Origin of the sequence: Halomonas sp. CSM-2, from assembly GCF_002119345.1 — a bacterium.
In the GTDB taxonomy this organism is placed as follows: Bacteria; Pseudomonadota; Gammaproteobacteria; order Pseudomonadales; family Halomonadaceae; genus Vreelandella; species Vreelandella janggokensis.
In genome coordinates this window covers 18,191-36,380 of record NZ_NBYR01000019.1, presented here as the reverse complement: position 1 = coordinate 36,380, position 18,190 = coordinate 18,191, and the positions used below count along the sequence as shown (strand labels likewise).

The 18,190-nt window shown below is 57.6% G+C and carries 16 protein-coding genes; 8 read left to right on the top strand and 8 right to left on the bottom strand.

Annotation, left to right across the window (positions count from 1 at the left end; all coding sequences use genetic code 11):
* The first annotated feature begins 48 nt into the window (after positions 1-48).
* Entirely contained in the window at positions 49-1,050 is a 1,002-nt protein-coding gene (gene cra, locus B7L15_RS15785) for a catabolite repressor/activator (RefSeq protein WP_085919892.1), read from the top strand.
* Positions 1,051-1,094: 44 nt separating this feature from the next.
* Here cra and B7L15_RS15780 read toward each other — a convergent pair whose 3' ends face one another.
* Positions 1,095-1,571, bottom strand: a complete 477-nt coding sequence (locus B7L15_RS15780) for a methylglyoxal synthase (RefSeq protein ID WP_085919891.1) — start codon at positions 1,569-1,571, stop codon at positions 1,095-1,097.
* A gap of 22 nt (positions 1,572-1,593) precedes the next feature.
* On the bottom strand, positions 1,594-3,066 hold the full coding sequence (gene pyk / locus B7L15_RS15775; RefSeq protein ID WP_085919890.1) for a pyruvate kinase: 1,473 nt from the start codon (positions 3,064-3,066) through the stop codon (positions 1,594-1,596).
* Between the two features lie 283 nt (positions 3,067-3,349).
* Between pyk and gap the strand changes: the two genes are divergently transcribed.
* Complete coding sequence (gap, locus tag B7L15_RS15770; RefSeq protein ID WP_085919889.1) at positions 3,350-4,354, top strand: type I glyceraldehyde-3-phosphate dehydrogenase; 1,005 nt, start codon at positions 3,350-3,352, stop codon at positions 4,352-4,354.
* A 9-nt stretch (positions 4,355-4,363) separates the two neighbouring features.
* Here the strand turns inward: gap and B7L15_RS15765 are convergent, their stop codons facing one another.
* From B7L15_RS15765 to B7L15_RS15740, 6 genes are all read right to left on the bottom strand, one after another.
* Positions 4,364-5,413, bottom strand: a complete 1,050-nt coding sequence (locus B7L15_RS15765; RefSeq protein ID WP_254902960.1) for a LacI family DNA-binding transcriptional regulator — start codon at positions 5,411-5,413, stop codon at positions 4,364-4,366.
* Between the two features lie 137 nt (positions 5,414-5,550).
* Positions 5,551-6,657 (bottom strand): ABC transporter ATP-binding protein, encoded by a 1,107-nt coding sequence (locus tag B7L15_RS15760; protein ID WP_085919887.1) that lies wholly within the window; start codon positions 6,655-6,657, stop codon positions 5,551-5,553.
* Positions 6,658-6,720: 63 nt separating this feature from the next.
* Positions 6,721-8,346 (bottom strand): alpha-glucosidase family protein, encoded by a 1,626-nt coding sequence (locus B7L15_RS15755; protein ID WP_085919886.1) that lies wholly within the window; start codon positions 8,344-8,346, stop codon positions 6,721-6,723.
* 30 nt (positions 8,347-8,376) lie between these two features.
* Positions 8,377-9,219, bottom strand: coding sequence for a carbohydrate ABC transporter permease (locus tag B7L15_RS15750; protein ID WP_085919885.1), 843 nt, complete (start codon positions 9,217-9,219; stop codon positions 8,377-8,379).
* Positions 9,216-10,202, bottom strand: a complete 987-nt coding sequence (locus B7L15_RS15745) for a carbohydrate ABC transporter permease (protein WP_085919884.1) — start codon at positions 10,200-10,202, stop codon at positions 9,216-9,218. The genes B7L15_RS15750 and B7L15_RS15745 overlap by 4 nt, the downstream gene beginning before the upstream one ends.
* A 14-nt stretch (positions 10,203-10,216) precedes the next feature.
* A complete protein-coding gene (locus B7L15_RS15740; protein ID WP_085919883.1) occupies positions 10,217-11,488 on the bottom strand; it encodes an ABC transporter substrate-binding protein in 1,272 nt (423 codons plus the stop codon).
* A gap of 391 nt (positions 11,489-11,879) precedes the next feature.
* On the opposite strand from B7L15_RS15740, the gene B7L15_RS15735 reads away from it, so the two are divergent.
* The 6 genes from B7L15_RS15735 to pgl all read left to right on the top strand — a co-directional run bounded on the left by B7L15_RS15735 (position 11,880) and on the right by pgl (position 18,163).
* Positions 11,880-13,391 carry a carbohydrate porin gene (locus B7L15_RS15735; RefSeq protein ID WP_085919882.1) on the top strand — a complete coding sequence of 504 codons (1,512 nt, stop codon included), beginning with the start codon at positions 11,880-11,882 and terminating at the stop codon, positions 13,389-13,391.
* Positions 13,392-13,582: 191 nt separating this feature from the next.
* Entirely contained in the window at positions 13,583-14,107 is a 525-nt protein-coding gene (locus B7L15_RS15730; RefSeq protein ID WP_085919881.1) for a DUF3455 domain-containing protein, read from the top strand.
* Positions 14,108-14,225: 118 nt separating this feature from the next.
* Entirely contained in the window at positions 14,226-14,780 is a 555-nt protein-coding gene (locus B7L15_RS15725; protein ID WP_233337418.1) for a sigma-70 family RNA polymerase sigma factor, read from the top strand.
* Positions 14,777-15,493 (top strand): anti-sigma factor, encoded by a 717-nt coding sequence (locus B7L15_RS15720; RefSeq protein ID WP_085919879.1) that lies wholly within the window; start codon positions 14,777-14,779, stop codon positions 15,491-15,493. Before B7L15_RS15725 ends, B7L15_RS15720 begins: the two co-directional genes overlap by 4 nt.
* A gap of 497 nt (positions 15,494-15,990) precedes the next feature.
* Complete coding sequence (gene zwf, locus B7L15_RS15715; protein WP_085919878.1) at positions 15,991-17,496, top strand: glucose-6-phosphate dehydrogenase; 1,506 nt, start codon at positions 15,991-15,993, stop codon at positions 17,494-17,496.
* A gap of 1 nt (position 17,497) precedes the next feature.
* The gene (gene pgl / locus B7L15_RS15710; RefSeq protein ID WP_085919877.1) at positions 17,498-18,163 is read left to right on the top strand and encodes a 6-phosphogluconolactonase; all 666 of its coding nucleotides are present in this window, start codon (positions 17,498-17,500) and stop codon (positions 18,161-18,163) included.
* Positions 18,164-18,190: the final 27 nt, after the last annotated feature.

Genomic DNA, 18,190 nt, shown 5'->3' with positions numbered 1-18,190 from the left:
ATGGGCGTCTGTCGACTGTTAAACTGGCGGCAATCAGAGGGGAAATTCATGACACTTGCCGATATAGCCCGGCTTGCCGGGGTATCACGTACTACCGCCAGCTATGTGATTAATGGCCAGGCCGAAAAGCGCCGCATTAGCCAGGCGACCATCGACAAGGTGATGTCGGTCGTTCGCCAGCACCGCTATCACATTGATCCCCAGGCGGCCGCATTGCGCCGGGGAGCGAGTCGTTTACTGGGGTTGATCGTGCCCGATCTGGAAAACATCAGTTACGCGCGGCTTGCCAAGCGCATAGAGCGGGGCGCTCGCGAACGTGGCTATCAACTGCTGGTGGTGAGCTCCGATGACTGCCCGGACAGCGAGCGGGCGCTGGCGCTAGCGCTGCGTGCGCAGCGCTGTGAAGTGCTTATCACGGCGAGTTGTCTGGCCAGCGATGATCCGTTTTACGCAGACCTGGTAAAAGAGGGCTGGAGCGTGGTGGGAATGGACCGGGGGCTGGATCCTGCGCGTTTTGCCAGTGTGGTCAGTAACGACCGCCAAGCATCGCTGGCGCTGACCCACTCGGTGATTGATCCTGCTACCCGGCGCGTTGCATGGCTGGAAGCGATGCCTGACCTTTCCATCAGCCGAGAACGCAGGGCGGGATTCGAACAAGCACTTGCGGGCACGTCCATTACGCCGCTATATCTAAGCGGTACGCACTATGAGCGTAGCGAAGGCGCCCGGCTGGCGGTCAAGCTACTAGATGAAGAGGGCGGGGCAGATGCATTGGTCACCGCGTCCTATACGCTGTTGGAAGGGGCGTTTGATGTCTTTCTGGAGCGAGGAGGTTTGCCGGAAGGGATGCGGTTGGCCACCTTTGGGGATCATCGCCTGCTGGACTTTTTGCCTCAGCCGGTCAATTCAGCCTTGCAGGATTACGATCGCATCGCTGAGCTGACGCTGCGCTGTGCATTGGCCGCGACAGAGGGCGAACCTCAATGCGGCCAGCAAGTGGTCGCAAGGCATTTGCGCACCCGCCATCCCGGTGCGCAAATGAGGGCCTGAGCCAAGTGGTTGAGCTGACTCATTAGCAGCCGGTCGGTGGTCAGTCACTCCGTGCGTGCCGCGGCCCAGGCGTTGGCATCAGGAATCGACATGTCGTAGCTTTCATCCAGGTAAGGCGAGGAAAGGACAAAGTCGGCGCTCGCTGCATTGCATGCCACCGGGACGTTCCATAGTGCCGCAAGGCGAAGCAGCGCTTTGACATCCGGGTCATGGGGCTGGGGAGCGAACGGGTCCCAGAAAAAAATCAGCACGTCGAGCGCCTGCTCGGCGATGCGCGCGCCAATCTGTTGGTCACCGCCAAGCGGTCCGCTCATCAACCCTTCGATAGGCAGTCCCAGCGCGTCGTGCAAGCGCTTTGCTGTCGTGCCGGTGCCGAGCAGTTCGTGGCGGCCCAGCGTATCCTTCCAGCGCGTCGCCCATTCAAGCATTTCGGTTTTCTTGCCGTCATGGGCGATCAACGCAATCCGCTTGCGGGCCTGGAGCGTACGAGTCGCCTGACGAGGAGGGCGCGCATCATTCATGGTATGGATCTCCAAAGCAGGATCATTGCGACTCGGCCGCCACCGCTAACACCTTCATGGTGTTGGTGCCGCCATGGGCGTTCATATGGTCACCTCGGGTCAGAATGACATGCTCGCCGGGATCCGCCAAGCCGTGGGCTTTTAATAATCTCAGCGCCTCGCCGTTGACGTCTTCTGCCTGCATATGGGTCGTGTCGAACGGTATCGAGACAACGCCCCGATACAACGCCATGCGTCGCTGAGCGATGGGGCTATGGGCCAGGCCGACAATTGGCAGCTTGGAGCGAATGCGCGACGCAATCAGGGGCGTGTAGCCGGTGGCAGTCATGCAGGCGATGACACTGACGCCCTCGAGATGGTTGGCTGCATACATCGCGGATAGAGCGATCGTCTCGTCAATGCGCTCGAAGCCTTCGTGAATGCGGTGGCTCGACTCCTGGGCAATGCGCTCGCGCTCGGCGCCCAGGCAGACGCGGTTCATCGCCTCGATGGTTTCAACTGGATAATCGCCCGCGGCGGTTTCGGCCGAGAGCATGACCGCATCGGTGGCATCCAGCACCGCGTTGGCCACGTCGAACACTTCGGCGCGCGTGGGCAGCGGCGACTCGATCATCGATTCCATCATCTGCGTGGCGGTAATCACTGCACGATTCAGAGTGCGGGCATGCTTGATGATGCGTTTTTGCGTGCCAATCAGCGCTTCGTCACCAATTTCCACGCCCAGATCGCCGCGGGCTACCATCACCGCTTCTGAGGCCAGGATAATGCCATCCAGGGTTTCGTCGTTGGCCACGGCTTCGGCGCGTTCGAGCTTGGCGACCAGGCCGATTTCTCTTCCAGCCTCGCCCAGCAGGTCGCGTGCCTCTTGCATATCGGCAGCACTACGCGGGAAGGAAACCGCCAAATAGTCCACGCCGATATCCAGGGCGGTAATCAGGTCAGCCTTGTCCTTTTCAGTGAGCGCTGGGGCGGAAAGACCGCCGCCTTGCTTGTTGATGCCTTTATTGTTGGACAGTTTGCCACCCACATGAACTCGGGTGTGAACTTCCTGGTCAACCACTTGGGTGACATCCAGTACCACGCGGCCATCGTCAAGCAGCAGGCGGTCGCCGGTGGTGACGTCATCGATCAGCGATTTGTAGTCACAGCCGACCCGCTCCTGGTCGCCCTGATCGGCCTCCATTGCCATGTCGAGGATAAACGGCTGGCCCTGGGTGAGGTGGATGGCCGCATCCTTGAAGCGGGCAATACGAATCTTGGGTCCCTGGAGGTCGCCCAATACGGCAACGCTGCGGCCCAGTCGTTGGGCGATCTCGCGGACGTCCTGGAGACGCCGCCGGTGGTCATCGGCAGCGCCATGGGAAAAGTTGAGGCGAACGACGTCGACGCCCGCTTTAAGCATGGCTTCCAGAACGCCTGGGCGGTCGCTGGCAGGGCCTAGCGTGGCCACGATCTTGGTGCGGCGTAAGGGGAGCGAGAGGGGTTGGCTCGTCATTGCACATTCTCCTGGGTCGGCCATTGGTTATTGTTGGCGCTGCGCTGGATATTGAAATTGCAGGCTATTAAGTTGTGGACTACGATAGCGTCTATATAGTAATTTTACTACATATTGATTGATGGTTTGCCTTTTTGGAGGCTTGAGACACACCGACGACCCCAATAAGGTGCTTAACTACGTATTTTTGAGTAATTTTTTACGAAATATAGAATTGGTTATGTAGCAAAAAATCAGCTATGTATTTTTGTTACAAACGTTCTCTGCAAAGGTGAGGTGCTCCATGACAACAAGAGTCGCTATCAACGGTTTCGGTCGGATTGGCCGTAACGTACTACGCGCCCTCTATGAAAACGGCTACCGTGATCGTATGCAGGTCGTTGCGATCAACGACCTGGGCGATCCGTCGCTTAACTCCCACCTGCTTCGCCATGACACCGTCCACGGTCACTTTCCCTATTCTGTCGATCATGACGCGGAAAGCATCAGCGTCGACGGCGACCGCATCGCGATCTCCTCCGAGCGGGATCCTGCTAAATTGCCCTGGGCGTCGATGGACATCGATATCGTCATGGAATGCACCGGCTTATTCACCAAGCGTGAAGCGGCAGCCAAGCATATTGAGGCGGGTGCCAAGCGCGTATTGATCTCGGCCCCCAGCCCCGATGCCGATGCCATGATTGTTTACGGCGTCAATGAAGAGACACTCACCGCCGACCATAAAGTGGTCTCGAATGCCTCCTGCACAACGAATTGCCTAGCACCGGTTGCCAAGGCGTTAAACGATGCCGTGGGTATCGAGAATGGCCTGATGACGACGGTGCATGCCTATACCAACGACCAGAATCTGTCGGATGTCTATCACACTGACCCCTACCGGGCGCGCAGTGCAACCCAGTCGATGATTCCGACCAAGACCGGCGCCGCGGCTGCCGTTGGCAAGGTGCTGCCAGAGCTTGAGGGGAAATTCGATGGCCTGGCGGTTCGGGTGCCGGTGATCAACGTCTCGCTGGTGGACCTGACCTTCACCGCTGGCCGTGACACCACTGCAGAAGAGATCAACGCGGTTGTTGAAAAAGCGGCTGTCAATTCACCGGTCTTGGCGGTCAACGCGCAGCCATTGGTGTCTATCGATTTCAACCACGACGCCAACTCGTCCACGTTCGATACCAACCATACCCGGGTGAACGGGCGGCTGGTGAAAATCATGGCCTGGTACGACAACGAGTGGGGCTTCTCCAACCGCATGCTGGATACCGCAGAAGCCATGCAGGCTGCCGCCAAGTAATCCAACGGATCAGGGGCAGGTATCGCCGAGCAACAGCTCCGTTTTCAACAGTTGTTGCTCGGCAGGCAACAGGCCGAGAATCATCTGTGCCGCGACCCGTCCCTTGCCTTCGCTATCCTGACGAACGGTGGTTAAACGAGGAGCGCGGTACTGGCCCTCTGCAATGCCGTCAAACCCGGTAATCCTCAGATCTTCAGGCACCCGAATGCCGCGCTGTTCGGCCAACGTCAGCGCCGTCAGGGCAATGCGATCCGACATGCACAGCAGCAGGTCGGGCCGCTGATGCTCAGGTTGGTCGAGCAACTCTGCCAACACCGGCCCGCACACCTCGAACGTATTCTCCTCAATATTCCACAGCGGTACTTGTTGTGTATCCACCCCGTGTTCGCTGAGTGCGGTATGGAAACCTTCCAGCCGTGCGCGGCTGATCGTACTGGTATTGGGCAGCAGGGTGTGCTCGGGCGTCACGCGACCGTTGCAGGCTTCTTTAGTCAACCGTAGGTTGATGATGGCCGGGCGCATAGGTTGTTGTTTCAGGGCATGACAGGCGATGTGATAGCTGGCCTCGCTATCGTCTATGTGCACCGTTGGGCAGTCAACCACATCAAAGTCCACGGACACGATCGGACGCTGCGCCGGTAGTCGATTCAACAGCTGATTGTTGGGCATCAAGCCGTAGACGATAAAACCGTCGGCAATATTCGCCGAGCCGGCCGGCTGTGAGTCGTGCCCCCGCCCTGGCAAGAGCAACAAGGTGTGCCCATGGGCGTCGAGCACCTCGGCGACGCCGGATAAAAATTCACTGGCCACCGCATCATTCAAGCTGTAAGTGAGACTCTCCGCTAGCACCACGGCGATGATCCGTGAGCGTCCGGTACGCAAGCTGCGGGCTTTGGCATCAGGGCCGCTATAGCCCAGACGGGCCGCCTCACTCAAGATGCGTTCGCGTAGGGTGGGAGATAGCTGGTCCGGCCGGTTAAAGGCGTTGGAAATGGAGGCAGTCGAGACGCCGAGTTCACGGGCAAGGTCCTTGAGCGTCATTCGGCGGGGTGGTGTCACGGGTTTTCCTATGCAAACTAATGATGAGACGTCCATTCTCAAGAATACCGACCCACGCTGTCTCCCGACAAGCCTCGCCTCATAATGCTTGTCGCGATCGGCGTGGGTCAGTAAGTGGAGTGGTCAAGTTGTGCCGATTAAGCGGCCTGTCGTTGAGCAGGCAAATCCAGGGCGGCACCGCCCTCGTCGAACAGGTGAACATGCTGGGTGTCAGGCACCAGCGCGACGTGCTGCCCCAGTTTCCACTGGCTCGGGGCTTCGCTGCGATGGATCAATAGCGTATCCCCTGCTTTTGGGTCCAGATATACGTAGACTTCGTTACCCAGGTATTCCACGTTGACGATTTCGAAGCGATTTTCTCCAGACGGTTCTGCCAAGCGGAGGTGTTCCGGGCGCACGCCAATACTGAGCGGGGCACTTTGCGGCTGCGCCCTTGCATCCTGTGGCAAGGCGAGTTCGCCGACTCCAGCAGCGAGTACCCGGCAGCCATTGTCATCGTTTGCCAGCAGTTGGGCAGGTATGAAATTCATGGTGGGCGAGCCGATGAACCCGGCAACGAATTTGGTCGCGGGGCGCTGGTAAAGCTCTTGAGGGCTGCCCACCTGTTCGACATGGCCGCCGTTGAGCACCACGATCTTGTCGGCGAGGGTCATGGCTTCCACCTGGTCGTGGGTCACGTAAATCATGGTGGAGCCCAGGCGATAATGCAGACGCGCGATCTCGTTGCGCATTTGCACGCGCAGCGAGGCATCGAGGTTGGAAAGCGGCTCATCGAACAGCAGAATACGTGGCTCCCGGGCCATGGCACGCCCCATGGCCACACGCTGACGCTGTCCACCGGAAAGCGCCTTGGGTTTGCGGTGCAGTAGCTCCTCCAGTTGCAGGATGCGCGCCGTCGCCATCACGCGGTCGTCGATAGTTTCCTTGGTCTTTTTCGCCAGCTTTAGGCCGAAGGCCATGTTCTCGTAGACCGACATATGCGGGTAGAGCGCGTAGGACTGGAAGACCATGCCGACACCGCGTTCACGTGGTGGTAAGTCGTTGACCACAGTATCGTCGATACGTAAATCGCCATCGGTAATCGACTCAAGACCGGCAATCAGGCGTAGCAGGGTGGATTTACCGCAGCCCGATGGGCCGACGAAAACGACGAATTCGCCGTCGCCGATTTCAAGGTCGACATCGTCGATGATGTGGTCGCGGCCAAACACCTTATTAATTTTTTCAAGCGTAACACTTGCCATGGGTGACTCCTTGCCAACCTCAAGACTTTTGCCCCGGGTTGGCCTGTTGTTGTTTAAAACGGTCTAGGCGGTGCGCATAAAGGCCGCCTGGTAAGCAGGGAGCCTCAGCCGGTTGCCGTCGCGCTGATAGTTGAAGCCATGACCATCGAGGTCGCCGGCCACCGTAACGGGGAGCGAGACCTCTTGCGCTTGGCCGGTCAGGTTGAAAACGCACAGCAGGGATTCGTCGTCGTGTTGACGGGTAAAGCCCAGTAGGTCATCGCCCACGTCGACCAGCGTCAAATTGCCATCAAACAGCGCAGCGTGCTGGCGACGAAACGCCAGCAACTGGCGTGTGGCATTAAGGGGGGACGCCGGGTCGCCCTGTTGCTGACTGACGGCAAGCTCGCGATGTCGTGGCGAGATCGGCAGCCATGGCTCAGCGCTTGAAAAGCCAGCCTGGGGCGAACCATCCCAGGGCATCGGGGTGCGACAGCCATCGCGGCCCTTGAACTCGGGCCATAGCACCTTGCCATAGGGGTCCTGAATGCGTTCAAAGGGGACGTCGGCTTCGGGAAGGCCAAGCTCTTCGCCCTGATAAAGGCAGACGCTGCCACGTAGTGAAAACAGCATCGCCAGGGAAACTTTAGGATAGGCCGTTGGGTCTTCGTCGGTGCCCCAGCGCGAGGCACTGCGCTCAACATCGTGATTCGAGGTGGCCCAGCACGGCCAGGCATCGCCCGCCAGCCGCTGGAAACGCTCGATCACTTCACGTAGATACGCAGCGGAATGTGGCTTGTTAAGCAGGTCAAAGGTATAAGCCATGTGCAGCTTGTCGCCGCCCGCGGTGTACTCGGCCATGCGCTCCAGCGGGTTGTCATCGCCAATTTCACCCACAGTCGTGGTGCCGGGGTACTCATCCATCAGCGCGCGCAGGTCTTTAAGGAAGTCGAGATTTTCCGGGCGGCTGAGATCATAAACATGACGTTGCCAGGTATACGGATTGCTGTCCGGGGCGCCCAGGGTTTTGGCTTCGCCTTTGGGAACAGGCGGGTTGTCGCGTAACGCCGCGTCATGGAAGAAAAAGTTGACCGTGTCCAGGCGGAAGCCATCGACACCCAGCTCCAGCCAGAAGCGCATATTATCCAGCTGGGCCTGACGTGCTTCCGGGTTATGGAAGTTGACGTCCGGCTGGCTGGTTAAAAAGTTATGCATGTAATACTGCTGGCGGCGTGGCTCAAAGGTCCATGCCGGCCCGCCAAAAATCGACAGCCAGTTGTTGGGTGGCGTGCCGTCTGGCTTGGGGTCTGCCCATACAAACCAGTCGGCCTTGGGGTTGGTGCGATCCTGACGGCTTTCCTGAAACCAGGCATGCTGATCCGAGGTATGGCTGATGACCTGGTCGATCATCACTTTCAGGCCAAGCCTGTGCGCTTTGGCCAGCAGCGCCTTGAAGTCGTCCAGGGTGCCGAACATCGGATCAACGTCGCGGTAGTTGCTGATGTCGTAGCCGAAGTCGAGCATTGGCGAGGTAAAGAAAGGCGATAGCCAGATACCGTCGACATTGAGTGATGCTACATAGTCGAGCTTTTCAGTAACGCCGGGTAAATCACCGATACCGTCACCGCGGCTGTCCATGAAGCTGCGCGGATAAATCTGATAGATAACGCCGCCGCGCCACCAGGCTTTTGTGTCTTGGGTATCTTGCATGAGAGAGTCCGTTGATGACATTAAAAATCCTTAGCCTTTGACGGCGCCAGCGGTGAGTCCAGAGACGATGCGGCGTTGGAAGATGATCACCAGCACCACCAGCGGAACTGTTACCACGACAGACGCAGCCATGATGGGGCCCCAGGGCAATTCGTAGGCGCTGCCGCCGGACAGCAGGGCGATCGCCACCGGTACGGTGCGCTGGGTGTCGGTCAGGGTGAAGGTAAGCGCGAACAGAAACTCGTTCCACGCGGCAATAAAGGCGAGCAGCCCGGTGGTCGCCATGGCAGGCCACATCAGGGGTAAAAACACCTTGGTAATGGTGATCCACGGGGTGGCGCCATCCATGATGGCGGCTTCTTCAAGTTCCATGGGGAGCTGCTTCATGAAGGTGGTCAGCACCCACACCGTGAAGGGCAGGGTGAAGATGGTGTAACTCAAGATCAGCCCGGCCGGGTTGTTGTAGAGGTTGAGCGTGCGGATAACTTCAAACAGCCCGGAGAGCACTGCCACCTGGGGAAACATCGATACCCCCAGAATGACCAGCAATACCGTTGAGCGCCCGCGAAAACGTACGCGACCCAGGGCATAGGAGGCCGTGATACCCAGCAACAGGGCGATAAATACCACGCTGGTCGCCACCACAATGGAGTTCAAGATGGCGCGTAAAAAGCTGGCTTGGGTCAATACTTGAACATAGTTGCCCAGGTGCCAGGAAGAAGGCCATAGCTCGACACGGAACAGCTCGCTCGATGGCTTGAACGAGGTAATCACGGCGTAATAAAACGGGAAGACGGCGTAAACCATGATCAGCACGATTAGTGCCCAGAAGCCGATCTGCTTGGCTATTTTACTCAACTGACGTGCGTTCATGCCTCACCTCCCAGTTGTAGTTGCTTGCGGCCAGCATAGATGTAGGCAACGGTTGCCAAGGCAATAATCAGGAACAGCAGGGTGGACGCCGCGCTGCCATAACCGACGTCCTGGAACTCAACCAGCTGTTGGCGTGCATACACCGACATGGACATGGTGCTGGTGGAATTCGAGGTCAGTACGTAGATGACATCGAACACCCGCAGCGCGTCGAGCAGACGGAAAATCACCGCCACCATCAAGGCAGGCGTTATCAGTGGCAGCGTTACCTTGAAAAACACCCGCACTGGATGAATGCCGTCGACCTCGGCGGCCTCGTAACAGTCCTTGGGCAGCATCTGCAGCGCAGCAAGCACCAGCAGGGCGACAAACGGAGTGGTTTTCCAGACGTCGACCATGATCACTGCCCACATCGAGTAGGTGGCGCTGGCGGTCCAGGCAATAGGGTTGTCGATGACGCCGATCCCCATCAGCATGTGGTTGATGATGCCGAACTGGTCGTTGAGCATCCATGCCCACATTTGCGCCGAGACGATGGTGGGGATGGCCCAGGGAATCAGTACGGCGGCACGCACAATGGTGCGCCCTTTAAACTCCGCGTTGAGAATCAGCGCGACGATGACGCCAAAGACAACCTCAAGCGATACCGACACCACCGAGAAATAGACGGTGTTCCATACCGACTGCCACCATACGGGGTCGGCCATGATGCCAAACCAGCGGCCGTTATCGTGAACCAGATAGTTTTCAAAGCCGATGAAGTTGGCTGTGCCCAGGTCAGACAGCGAGGCGTCGGTAAAACTTAAAAAGAAGGTGCGAAATAAAGGCCAGCCAGCCACCAGGGCTAGCGCGACCAGCATGGGCGTCAGGAATAACCAGGCCGCTTTGACGCGCTGGCGCCGCACCTTGGTGCCGCGAGAGCGCCGCGCCGTCAATGCGGCTGTGCGCGCCCCATCGGGCGCGCTTGAGTGAGAAGTCGTCATTAGGCTCTCCAGCGTTACCAGTTACGACGCTTCAAACGCAGAAGCTCGTTTTCCAGGTCCTCAACGGCTTGGGCGCCATCTTTCGTGCCTGACAGTACTTCGTGTGAAGCGCTAAAGAAGGCGTTGCTCACCCGGCCGTAGGCATCACCGGTGGGAGCTGACGGGCGTGCCACCGCATTGGTGAACGTCTCGTAAAGGGTGCCGAAGAAGGGGACGGCGTCGAGCACCTCTTCATCCTGGTAGAGCGCATCGATAGTGGGGTTATAAGAGGCTTCAATGGCGCGTCGCTTCTGCTCTTCTTCGCTGGTCAGAAAGGCGACGAGCTCGGCGGCCAGTTCAGGGTTTTCAGTGTAGCGTGATACCGCCAGGTTCCAGCCACCCAGGCCAGCGGCGCTTTTACCGTCTTCGCCGCCCGCCGGTAACTGGGTGACGCCAACCTTATCGCGCACGTCGCTGTCTTCGCTCTGCGCCAGCGCCCAGGCGTAGGGCCAGTTACGCATGAACACCGCGTTGCCGCTCTGGAACACACCACGGGCCTCTTCTTCGGTGTAATTGAGCACGCCATTGGGCGAGATGTCGCCGATCCACGATGCGGCAAGGTCGAGGGCTTCGGCGGCCTGCGGGTTATTGATGCTGATAGTACCGTCGGCCTCGACAATGTTGCCGCCACCGTGGCTAGCTACCCATTCAAGGGCGTTCACCGTCAAGCCTTCATAGGCGCGTCCCTGGAAGACATAGCCCTGCATGCGGTCGTTGCCTGCCTCGCGCTCGGCCTGTTTGATCTCGCGGGCGGTCTCGGTAAGTTCTTGCCAGGTGGTGGGCACGTCATGACCATGTTTTTCGAGCAGATCTTCGCGGTAGTAGAGCACGCCCGCGTCGGTAAACCACGGCATGGCGACCAGCCGGTCGTCGATGGTGTTGTTGGTCACGATGGTCTCGAAATGCCCAGCAGCGACGTCATTACCCAGCACTTCGCGCAAATCCAGCAGGTGGTTGGCCAACAGGCCCGGCCAGACAACGTCAATTTGCATCACATCGATATCGCTGGAATTAGCCGACAAGATCTGCTGATAGAGCGATAACCGCTCGGTGGACGAGTTGGGTGTCGAGACCACATCGACCTCATGACCGGTTTTTTCTTCCCACGCTTCAATGCCTTCTTCACAAAGCGTCAGTTCGGCACCCACAGCACCGCATGAAATGGTCAGGTCAGCCGCCTGGGCCTGACTGATGCCACCGGTTGCGCTGGCGAGTGCAATGGCGGTCGTTAAAAGCGTTTTTTTCATGATGGTTCCTCGGCGTTTGTTGTTGTCGGGTAGCGCACCGTTCAAGCCCGTCGAATTTGAACTTAAACGATTAAGTTGATGCGCCTAGTTAGCCGCCTCTTGCCAGCAAGTTCAATAGAGACTTTTGTCTAATTATTTATTCAGGTTGTGCTAACCCGATGCTTGGTGTTTAGACATTGGTCGATAATTAGTGATTACTGGTTGGTTTACGAAGTCTTAATCGATTAAGTTTCACGTATTCCAGCGTTTTGGTTGGTAGCAATAGTTGCTTTACCAACTGTTGGAATAAATACGCTTTACAACGATCGACTCAAACGCGACCGCTTTAATGCGCATCGGATTGAAAAAGCAGTGATGGGCGGGGCGTCGAACAACAACAGGGTTTAAAACAATGGATAAAATGACTTTCAAAACACCGCTGGCGATTGCCATCGCCGCCGCCAGCCTGGGTGTCAGCGGTGCGGCCATGGCCGATACCACCATGGAAGAGCGGCTTGCCGGGTTGGAAGCCCGGATTATCGCCGCTGAACAGCGGGCCGTCGCCGCCGAGCAGCGTGCCGCCGAGGCTGAACAGCAGCGCGCCGCAACCGCCGATATTGAAAGCGATGCTGAAATTGAAGAGCGTCTGGCAAGGGTAGAGCGCTATGCTGACGGCGAAGAAGGGTTTTCATTCAATGTCTATGCGCGCTCGGGCCTGTTGATCGGTGAAGATGGCAAAAGTGCGGAGGGTGGCCCTTACGTCACCCCTGCAGGCCCTGAAGGCGGCGCGGTGGGTCGCTTGGGTAACGAGCCAGATACCTATGCCGAAGCGATTCTGAACTACCGCATGCGTTTCGATAACGGCGCCAAAGCGCTATACCGCACCATGATTGCCGACGGCACCACCTCGAGCAATGATTGGACTGGCGGCGAGTCGGATATCAACGTCCGTCAGGTATATGCCGAATTCAGCGATCTACCGAGCTTTACCGGTGCGTTTGAAAACGCCTCCATCTGGGCCGGTAAACGTTTTGACCGCGACAACTTCGACATCCACTGGCTGGATAGCGATGTGGTCTTCCTCGCCGGTACCGGCGGCGGTATTTACGACATGCAGCTGGCCGATAACTGGAAATCCAACCTGTCGATTTACGGCCGCAGCTTTGCCGACTTTGACGTGGTCAGCAGTGAAGACCCCGGCCTTGAGGGCAATACCGATAACCTGATCCTGACCTCCAACAACTACTTTGGTAACTGGCAGTGGATGGTCAACGGCATGTCGGCAGCCGATAACGACACCCGTGATATCGGGTCAGGTCAGGATGCTGCCGAAAATGGTTTCCACACCATGGTGGCCTATCACGGCGACAGCTTCTTCGGCATGGGCGAGGGCAGTTATAAAGCGGCGGTGCTGCATGGCCAGGGCCTGGGCGCCGAGACGAAAAACATCGGCGCCAACGGTGATTTGACCGATGATGCCAACTCAACCCGTCTAGCGCTTTATGGGACTACCTATCTTGCACCCAAATGGCGTATTGCGCCCTCAGTGCTTGCTGAAACCAGCGAAGACCGTTTTGCAGAAGGCGATTCGTATGACTGGGCCACGCTCAACGTCCGCTTGGCCAACGAGCTGACTGAAAACTTCGAAATGCAGTACGAAGCCAGCTACCAGATGATCGATATTGATCCTCAGGGCTATTCTGACCGCAATGAGGTAGATGGGGACTACACCAAGTTTACTATCGCGCCGACGTTCAAACCCGAAGTGGGAGGGTTCTGGCAACGGCCTGAAATTCGTCTGTTCGCAACCTGGAGTGATTGGGACGACGAGCTTAACGATTACTCAGCGACTGATTCGTTTGGCTCTGATGAATTTACCGGCAGCCAATGGGCCTTTGGCATTCAAAGCGAAGTCTGGTTCTAAGCTAGTAAGCCTGGCAGAAGGCCAGGCCGCTTGTTGTTTCTCCGTTTCTGTTTGCCCGCGACACGTCGCGGGCTTTTTTTACGTTTTTTAGAAATATTATGCATTGACTGCATCCAAAACGCCTCCTCGCGGGTATTCCCTATACAGCTGCTATTAAAGGCAGCTGATATTTAACCCTTCGGAGACTGAAAATGACCATTCACCATCTAACGCGCGCTACCTTGGCCGCCACTCTGATTGCATCCTTCAGTCACGCTGCGCTGGCAGACATGACGCCCGCGGATGTCCAGGTACCGGACGGCAATGCCGTTGCGCTCGAAACTGTCGGTGTTGGCGCAATCACGTATATGTGTGAAATGAACGACGACGACACCATGGCTTGGGTATTTAAAGGCCCGCACGCTGCACTTAATGATAGCGACGGTAGCCAGGTCGGCAGTTACTACGGTCCGCCCGCCACCTGGGAAGCGTTGGATGGCTCAAAAGTAACCGGCACCCAACTGGCTACGGCTGCCAATGGAGATGGCAACATTCCGCTCCAGCTTGTTGAAGCCAACCCCGCTGAAGGTGAAGGTGCAATGAATGGCGTCAGCTACATCCAGCGCCTGAACACCCAGGGTGGCGTTGCTCCGGATGTGGCCTGCGATATGGATCATGACGGTGCCACCGCCGTCGTTACCTACCAAGCCGATTACATCTTCTGGGCGGCTGAATAAGTCGGCTGGAACGCCAATTACGCTGAGGACTCGTTTGTCGAGCCCTCAGCGGCTATGCTGTCTGAGAGTACGACGACTGGCGTCGGTGCCGTCACCAGGGAGCTAGGGTTTGACTGACGTGTCCTCAGAATTTGATCATGCTGGCGCATTAGCGAGATGTGCTCGCGGCGAGCATGATGCCTTGCACCAGCTATACGTCCATGAAGGTGCCAGGCTGCTGGGTGTTGTCTTAAGAATCGTCAAGGATCGTGGCATGGCCGAAGATATTGTCCACGATGCCTGCATTAATATTTGGCAACGCGCCAATAGCTTCGACCCAGCCAAAGGGTCGGCGCGAACATGGATATTCAGCGTGGCGCGCCATCAGGCATTAAACGCCATACGTTACCGTGATCGTGAAATCACGTTTGATAGTAATGACCCCACCGAGATAGACCTCGACGAACATTTCCAGCATTCGTCCGTTGTCGAAGACGCTTTCGATTGGCAGACCGGCCAGCGCATGGATGACTGTCTGCATCAGTTAGAGACCGAGCGGCGAAACTGTGTGCTACATGCGTATGTGGATGGTCTCAGTCACGCGGAAATTTCCGCGCACACGGGTGCGCCGCTGGGTACCGTTAAAGCCTGGATAAAACGCAGCCTGCTGCGCCTAAGGGAGTGTATGGCATGACCGGTCCCATTGAGCACGACGACCACGCCCTGGCAGGTGAATACGTACTGGGAACACTATCGTTGGCACAGCGTAAGGCAGTCGAAGCGCGACTCAAAAACGAGCCGGAATTACTCCGGGCTGTGATGGCGTGGGAAGAACGCTTCATGCCCTATACTGCGCTGACTCAGCCAGTAAGGCCTTCTGACTATTTATGGCCACGTATCGAACGCAGCCTTGATGCTTCGCATGACCCAGAACCAGAGAGCGTGATGCCACCGCCACGCCGTCGCTGGGTCAACCACCTGCCGTTTTGGCAGGGGGCCGCCGGTATCGGCATGGCCGCTGCGTTAGTGTTGGGCGTGGTGTTGACCAATGTGTCTACCACGCCCACAACGCCGGAATACATGGTCGTACTGCTGGCTCCGCAAAGTCAGTCCGCCGGCTGGGTGGTGCAGGCGTCAACCCGCCAGGACATCGAGCTGATACCGTTGGGTACCTTTGAAGTACCGGAAGGCAAGGCGCTGGAGTTCTGGACCAAGGCCGACGAATGGCAGGCCCCAGTATCGCTTGGCTTGGTAGAGCCGGGAGAGCCAATTCGCGTGCAGCTAGATAACCTGCCGCCGCTTGAGGACAACCAGCTGTTTGAGCTGACGCTGGAAGAAGAAACCGGCTCACCTACTGGCTTGCCTACTGGCCCTATCCAGTTTATTGGTCGCGCCGTGGAGATTTAGCTGTTTCATTAATAAACACCCGACCTTTGCCGGGTGTTTGCCTGCTGCTTCGCACATGAAAACTCCCTAATCGATGCCGCTGCGTTCCAGTTCCAGGTTTCAGGCGTTCTCATTCTCATCATAGCGGCTACTTGGCCTTTTCCGGATACCTTTCCGATCCTCCTATCCTGATCGTCCGTTGATCAGCCACGAAGTGAAACCTCAGTTCTTGTCGGCGGTGTTGGCATTGCCCCTTGAGCAGGCTTGGCTACGCTTATTCATACCTGCGCTGCCTCATTATTCCGGGACGCAGAAGTCGTTTATATGGTGGGAATACTTGATGTGAAGAGCCGCCGCTATGTCATATTGCAACAGTGCAACACCATAATAGCGTTAAGGTAACGCTTGAAGGTTTTTTGTAGTAAAATTACACGAAATATTGCGTATAATACCTTTTTTCAGATAGATTTTAGGTAATCTAACAACATTAGATCATCTAATGGTCAACAGGAGCTGAGATGAGCCCGTCACCTGCTTCCCAGGGTGCCCCGTTGGGCGATCCGAATAACGCCATCGACCTAGCGCTGTTTGGCGCGCTGGGCGATTTGGCGATGCGCAAGCTGTTTCCTGCGCTCTACCACCTCGACCGTGAAGGATTAATGCCCGAAAGCACGCGTATTCTGGGGTTAGCACGCCAAGAGTATGAACCCGATGCGTTTCGTCAACTGGTTAGCGGTGCGCTGCAAAAACGGTTAAAAAAGGACGAGCAGGATAAAGAAAGCATGGAGCGCTTTCTAGATCGCCTCGATTACTTGAAGCTGGATTTCACCAGCGTGGAAGGCTTTGATGCCGTTCGACAATGGCGTGAGGGTTCGCCGCGCCCGATGGTGGTCTATCTGTCGGTGGGCGCTAAAATCTACGGCGATATCTGTCGAAACCTTCAGCAAAGCGGCAGCCTGGATGATGCCACGCGCGTCGTGGTGGAAAAGCCGATCGGTTTCGATCTGGCGTCTTCCGAGGAGATTAATGACGCCATTGGCGATGTCTTCCCCGAGTCGCGGGTGTATCGCATCGATCATTACCTGGGCAAAGAAACCGTTCAGAACCTGATTGCATTGCGCTTTGCCAATCCCTTGTTCGGCACCCAGTGGAACCAGAACCATATCTCCCATGTGGAAATCACCGTGGCCGAAAAAGTCGGCATTGAGGGCCGCTGGGGGTATTTCGACGAAGCCGGTCAGCTGCGTGACATGGTGCAGAACCATCTGCTGCAGTTGCTCTGCCTGATTGCCATGGACCCGCCCTCGAATCTGGACGCCGACGCCATTCGCGACGAAAAGGTCAAGGTGCTCAAGGCGCTCAAGCCGTTTACCGGCGAAGCCCTGGGTCGCGATGTGGTGCGCGGCCAGTACACGGCAGGCACCAGCGACGGCCAGCAGGTGCCGGGCTACCTGGAAGAAGAGGGCGCCAACACCGAGAGCCAGACGGAAACCTTTGTGGCGATGAAAACCGAGGTCGCCAACTGGCGCTGGGCGGGCGTGCCGTTTTATCTGCGTACCGGTAAACGCATGCCGGAGAAGCTGTCGCAGATCGTGATCCACTTCCGCCAGCAGCCGCACTATATCTTTGACCCGGATCAGCGCAATATCGCGGCCAACAAGTTGATCATCCGCTTGCAGCCGGAAGAGGGTATCGCGCTCCAGGTCTTGACCAAGGACAGCGGCCTGGACAAAGGCATGCGCCTGCGCCCCGGCCCGCTGCATCTGGATTTCAACAACGCCTTCCCCAAATCGCGCATTCCCGATGCCTACGAACGGTTGCTGCTGGAAGTCATGAAAGGCCAGCAGTACCTGTTCGTGCGCCGTGACGAAGTCGAGCACGCCTGGCGCTGGTGCGATCAACTGATTGATGGCTGGAAGGCCCGGGAAACCCCACCGCGGCGTTATCCGGCAGGTTCCTGGGGGCCGGTCGCCTCCATTGCCATGATTACCCAGGATGGTCGCAGCTGGTACGAGGATTATTAACATGAGCGATGCACGCACACAGCTTGCCGAACAGCTGGCCGAGGCCGTTTTTCAAGCCTTGAACGACGACCTGGAACACCAGGAAAACGCCTTGTTGGTGGTCTCCGGCGGCTCGACGCCAGTCCCCTTTTTCAAAGCCCTGGCGGCCAAGCCGCTGCCCTGGGAGCGGGTGGAGATCACGCTGGCGGACGAGCGTTGGGTGGATGCACAGAGTGATGACAGCAACGCGAAATTGGTCCGCGAGCACCTGCTTCAGGGGGCAGCGGCGGCGGCCCGTTTTGAACCCTTGACCAGCGACGCAGGCACACCTGAAGAAGGCGTGCCTGATGTCAGCGAGCGTGCGCTATCGCTAAGCTGGCCGGCAAGTGTGGTGATCCTGGGCATGGGCGGCGACGGCCATACGGCCTCGCTGTTTCCTGACAGCCTGGAGCTTGGCCTGGCGCTCGCCACGGAGGAGCCGCTGGTCGCCGTGCGAACGCCCAGCCAACCGCAGCCACGCATCACGTTTTCGGCGGACCGGCTGCATCAGGCGCGCCGTCACATTTTACATATTACCGGCGACGATAAGCGGGCGGTGTTGGCCAAGGCACTGAGCGGGGACGACATGCGTCAACTGCCCATTCGTGCCTTTCTATCCTGCCCCTTGGCGATTTACTGGGCGCCTTAGCGCCAGGTTTTACAGATAATAATTTGC

Coding starts and splice junctions, on each gene's coding strand:
- B7L15_RS15740 (WP_085919883.1), bottom strand. CDS start 11,488: ATGAAAAAAACGCTTTTAACGACCGCCATTGCACTCGCCAGCGCAACC.
- B7L15_RS15745 (WP_085919884.1), bottom strand. CDS start 10,202: ATGACGACTTCTCACTCAAGCGCGCCCGATGGGGCGCGCACAGCCGCA.
- B7L15_RS15780 (WP_085919891.1), bottom strand. CDS start 1,571: ATGAATGATGCGCGCCCTCCTCGTCAGGCGACTCGTACGCTCCAGGCC.
- cra (WP_085919892.1), top strand. CDS start 49: ATGACACTTGCCGATATAGCCCGGCTTGCCGGGGTATCACGTACTACC.
- gap (WP_085919889.1), top strand. CDS start 3,350: ATGACAACAAGAGTCGCTATCAACGGTTTCGGTCGGATTGGCCGTAAC.
- B7L15_RS15730 (WP_085919881.1), top strand. CDS start 13,583: ATGACCATTCACCATCTAACGCGCGCTACCTTGGCCGCCACTCTGATT.
- B7L15_RS15720 (WP_085919879.1), top strand. CDS start 14,777: ATGACCGGTCCCATTGAGCACGACGACCACGCCCTGGCAGGTGAATAC.
- zwf (WP_085919878.1), top strand. CDS start 15,991: ATGAGCCCGTCACCTGCTTCCCAGGGTGCCCCGTTGGGCGATCCGAAT.
- pyk (WP_085919890.1), bottom strand. CDS start 3,066: ATGACGAGCCAACCCCTCTCGCTCCCCTTACGCCGCACCAAGATCGTG.
- B7L15_RS15750 (WP_085919885.1), bottom strand. CDS start 9,219: ATGAACGCACGTCAGTTGAGTAAAATAGCCAAGCAGATCGGCTTCTGG.
- B7L15_RS15760 (WP_085919887.1), bottom strand. CDS start 6,657: ATGGCAAGTGTTACGCTTGAAAAAATTAATAAGGTGTTTGGCCGCGAC.
- B7L15_RS15755 (WP_085919886.1), bottom strand. CDS start 8,346: ATGCAAGATACCCAAGACACAAAAGCCTGGTGGCGCGGCGGCGTTATC.
- pgl (WP_085919877.1), top strand. CDS start 17,498: ATGAGCGATGCACGCACACAGCTTGCCGAACAGCTGGCCGAGGCCGTT.
- B7L15_RS15735 (WP_085919882.1), top strand. CDS start 11,880: ATGGATAAAATGACTTTCAAAACACCGCTGGCGATTGCCATCGCCGCC.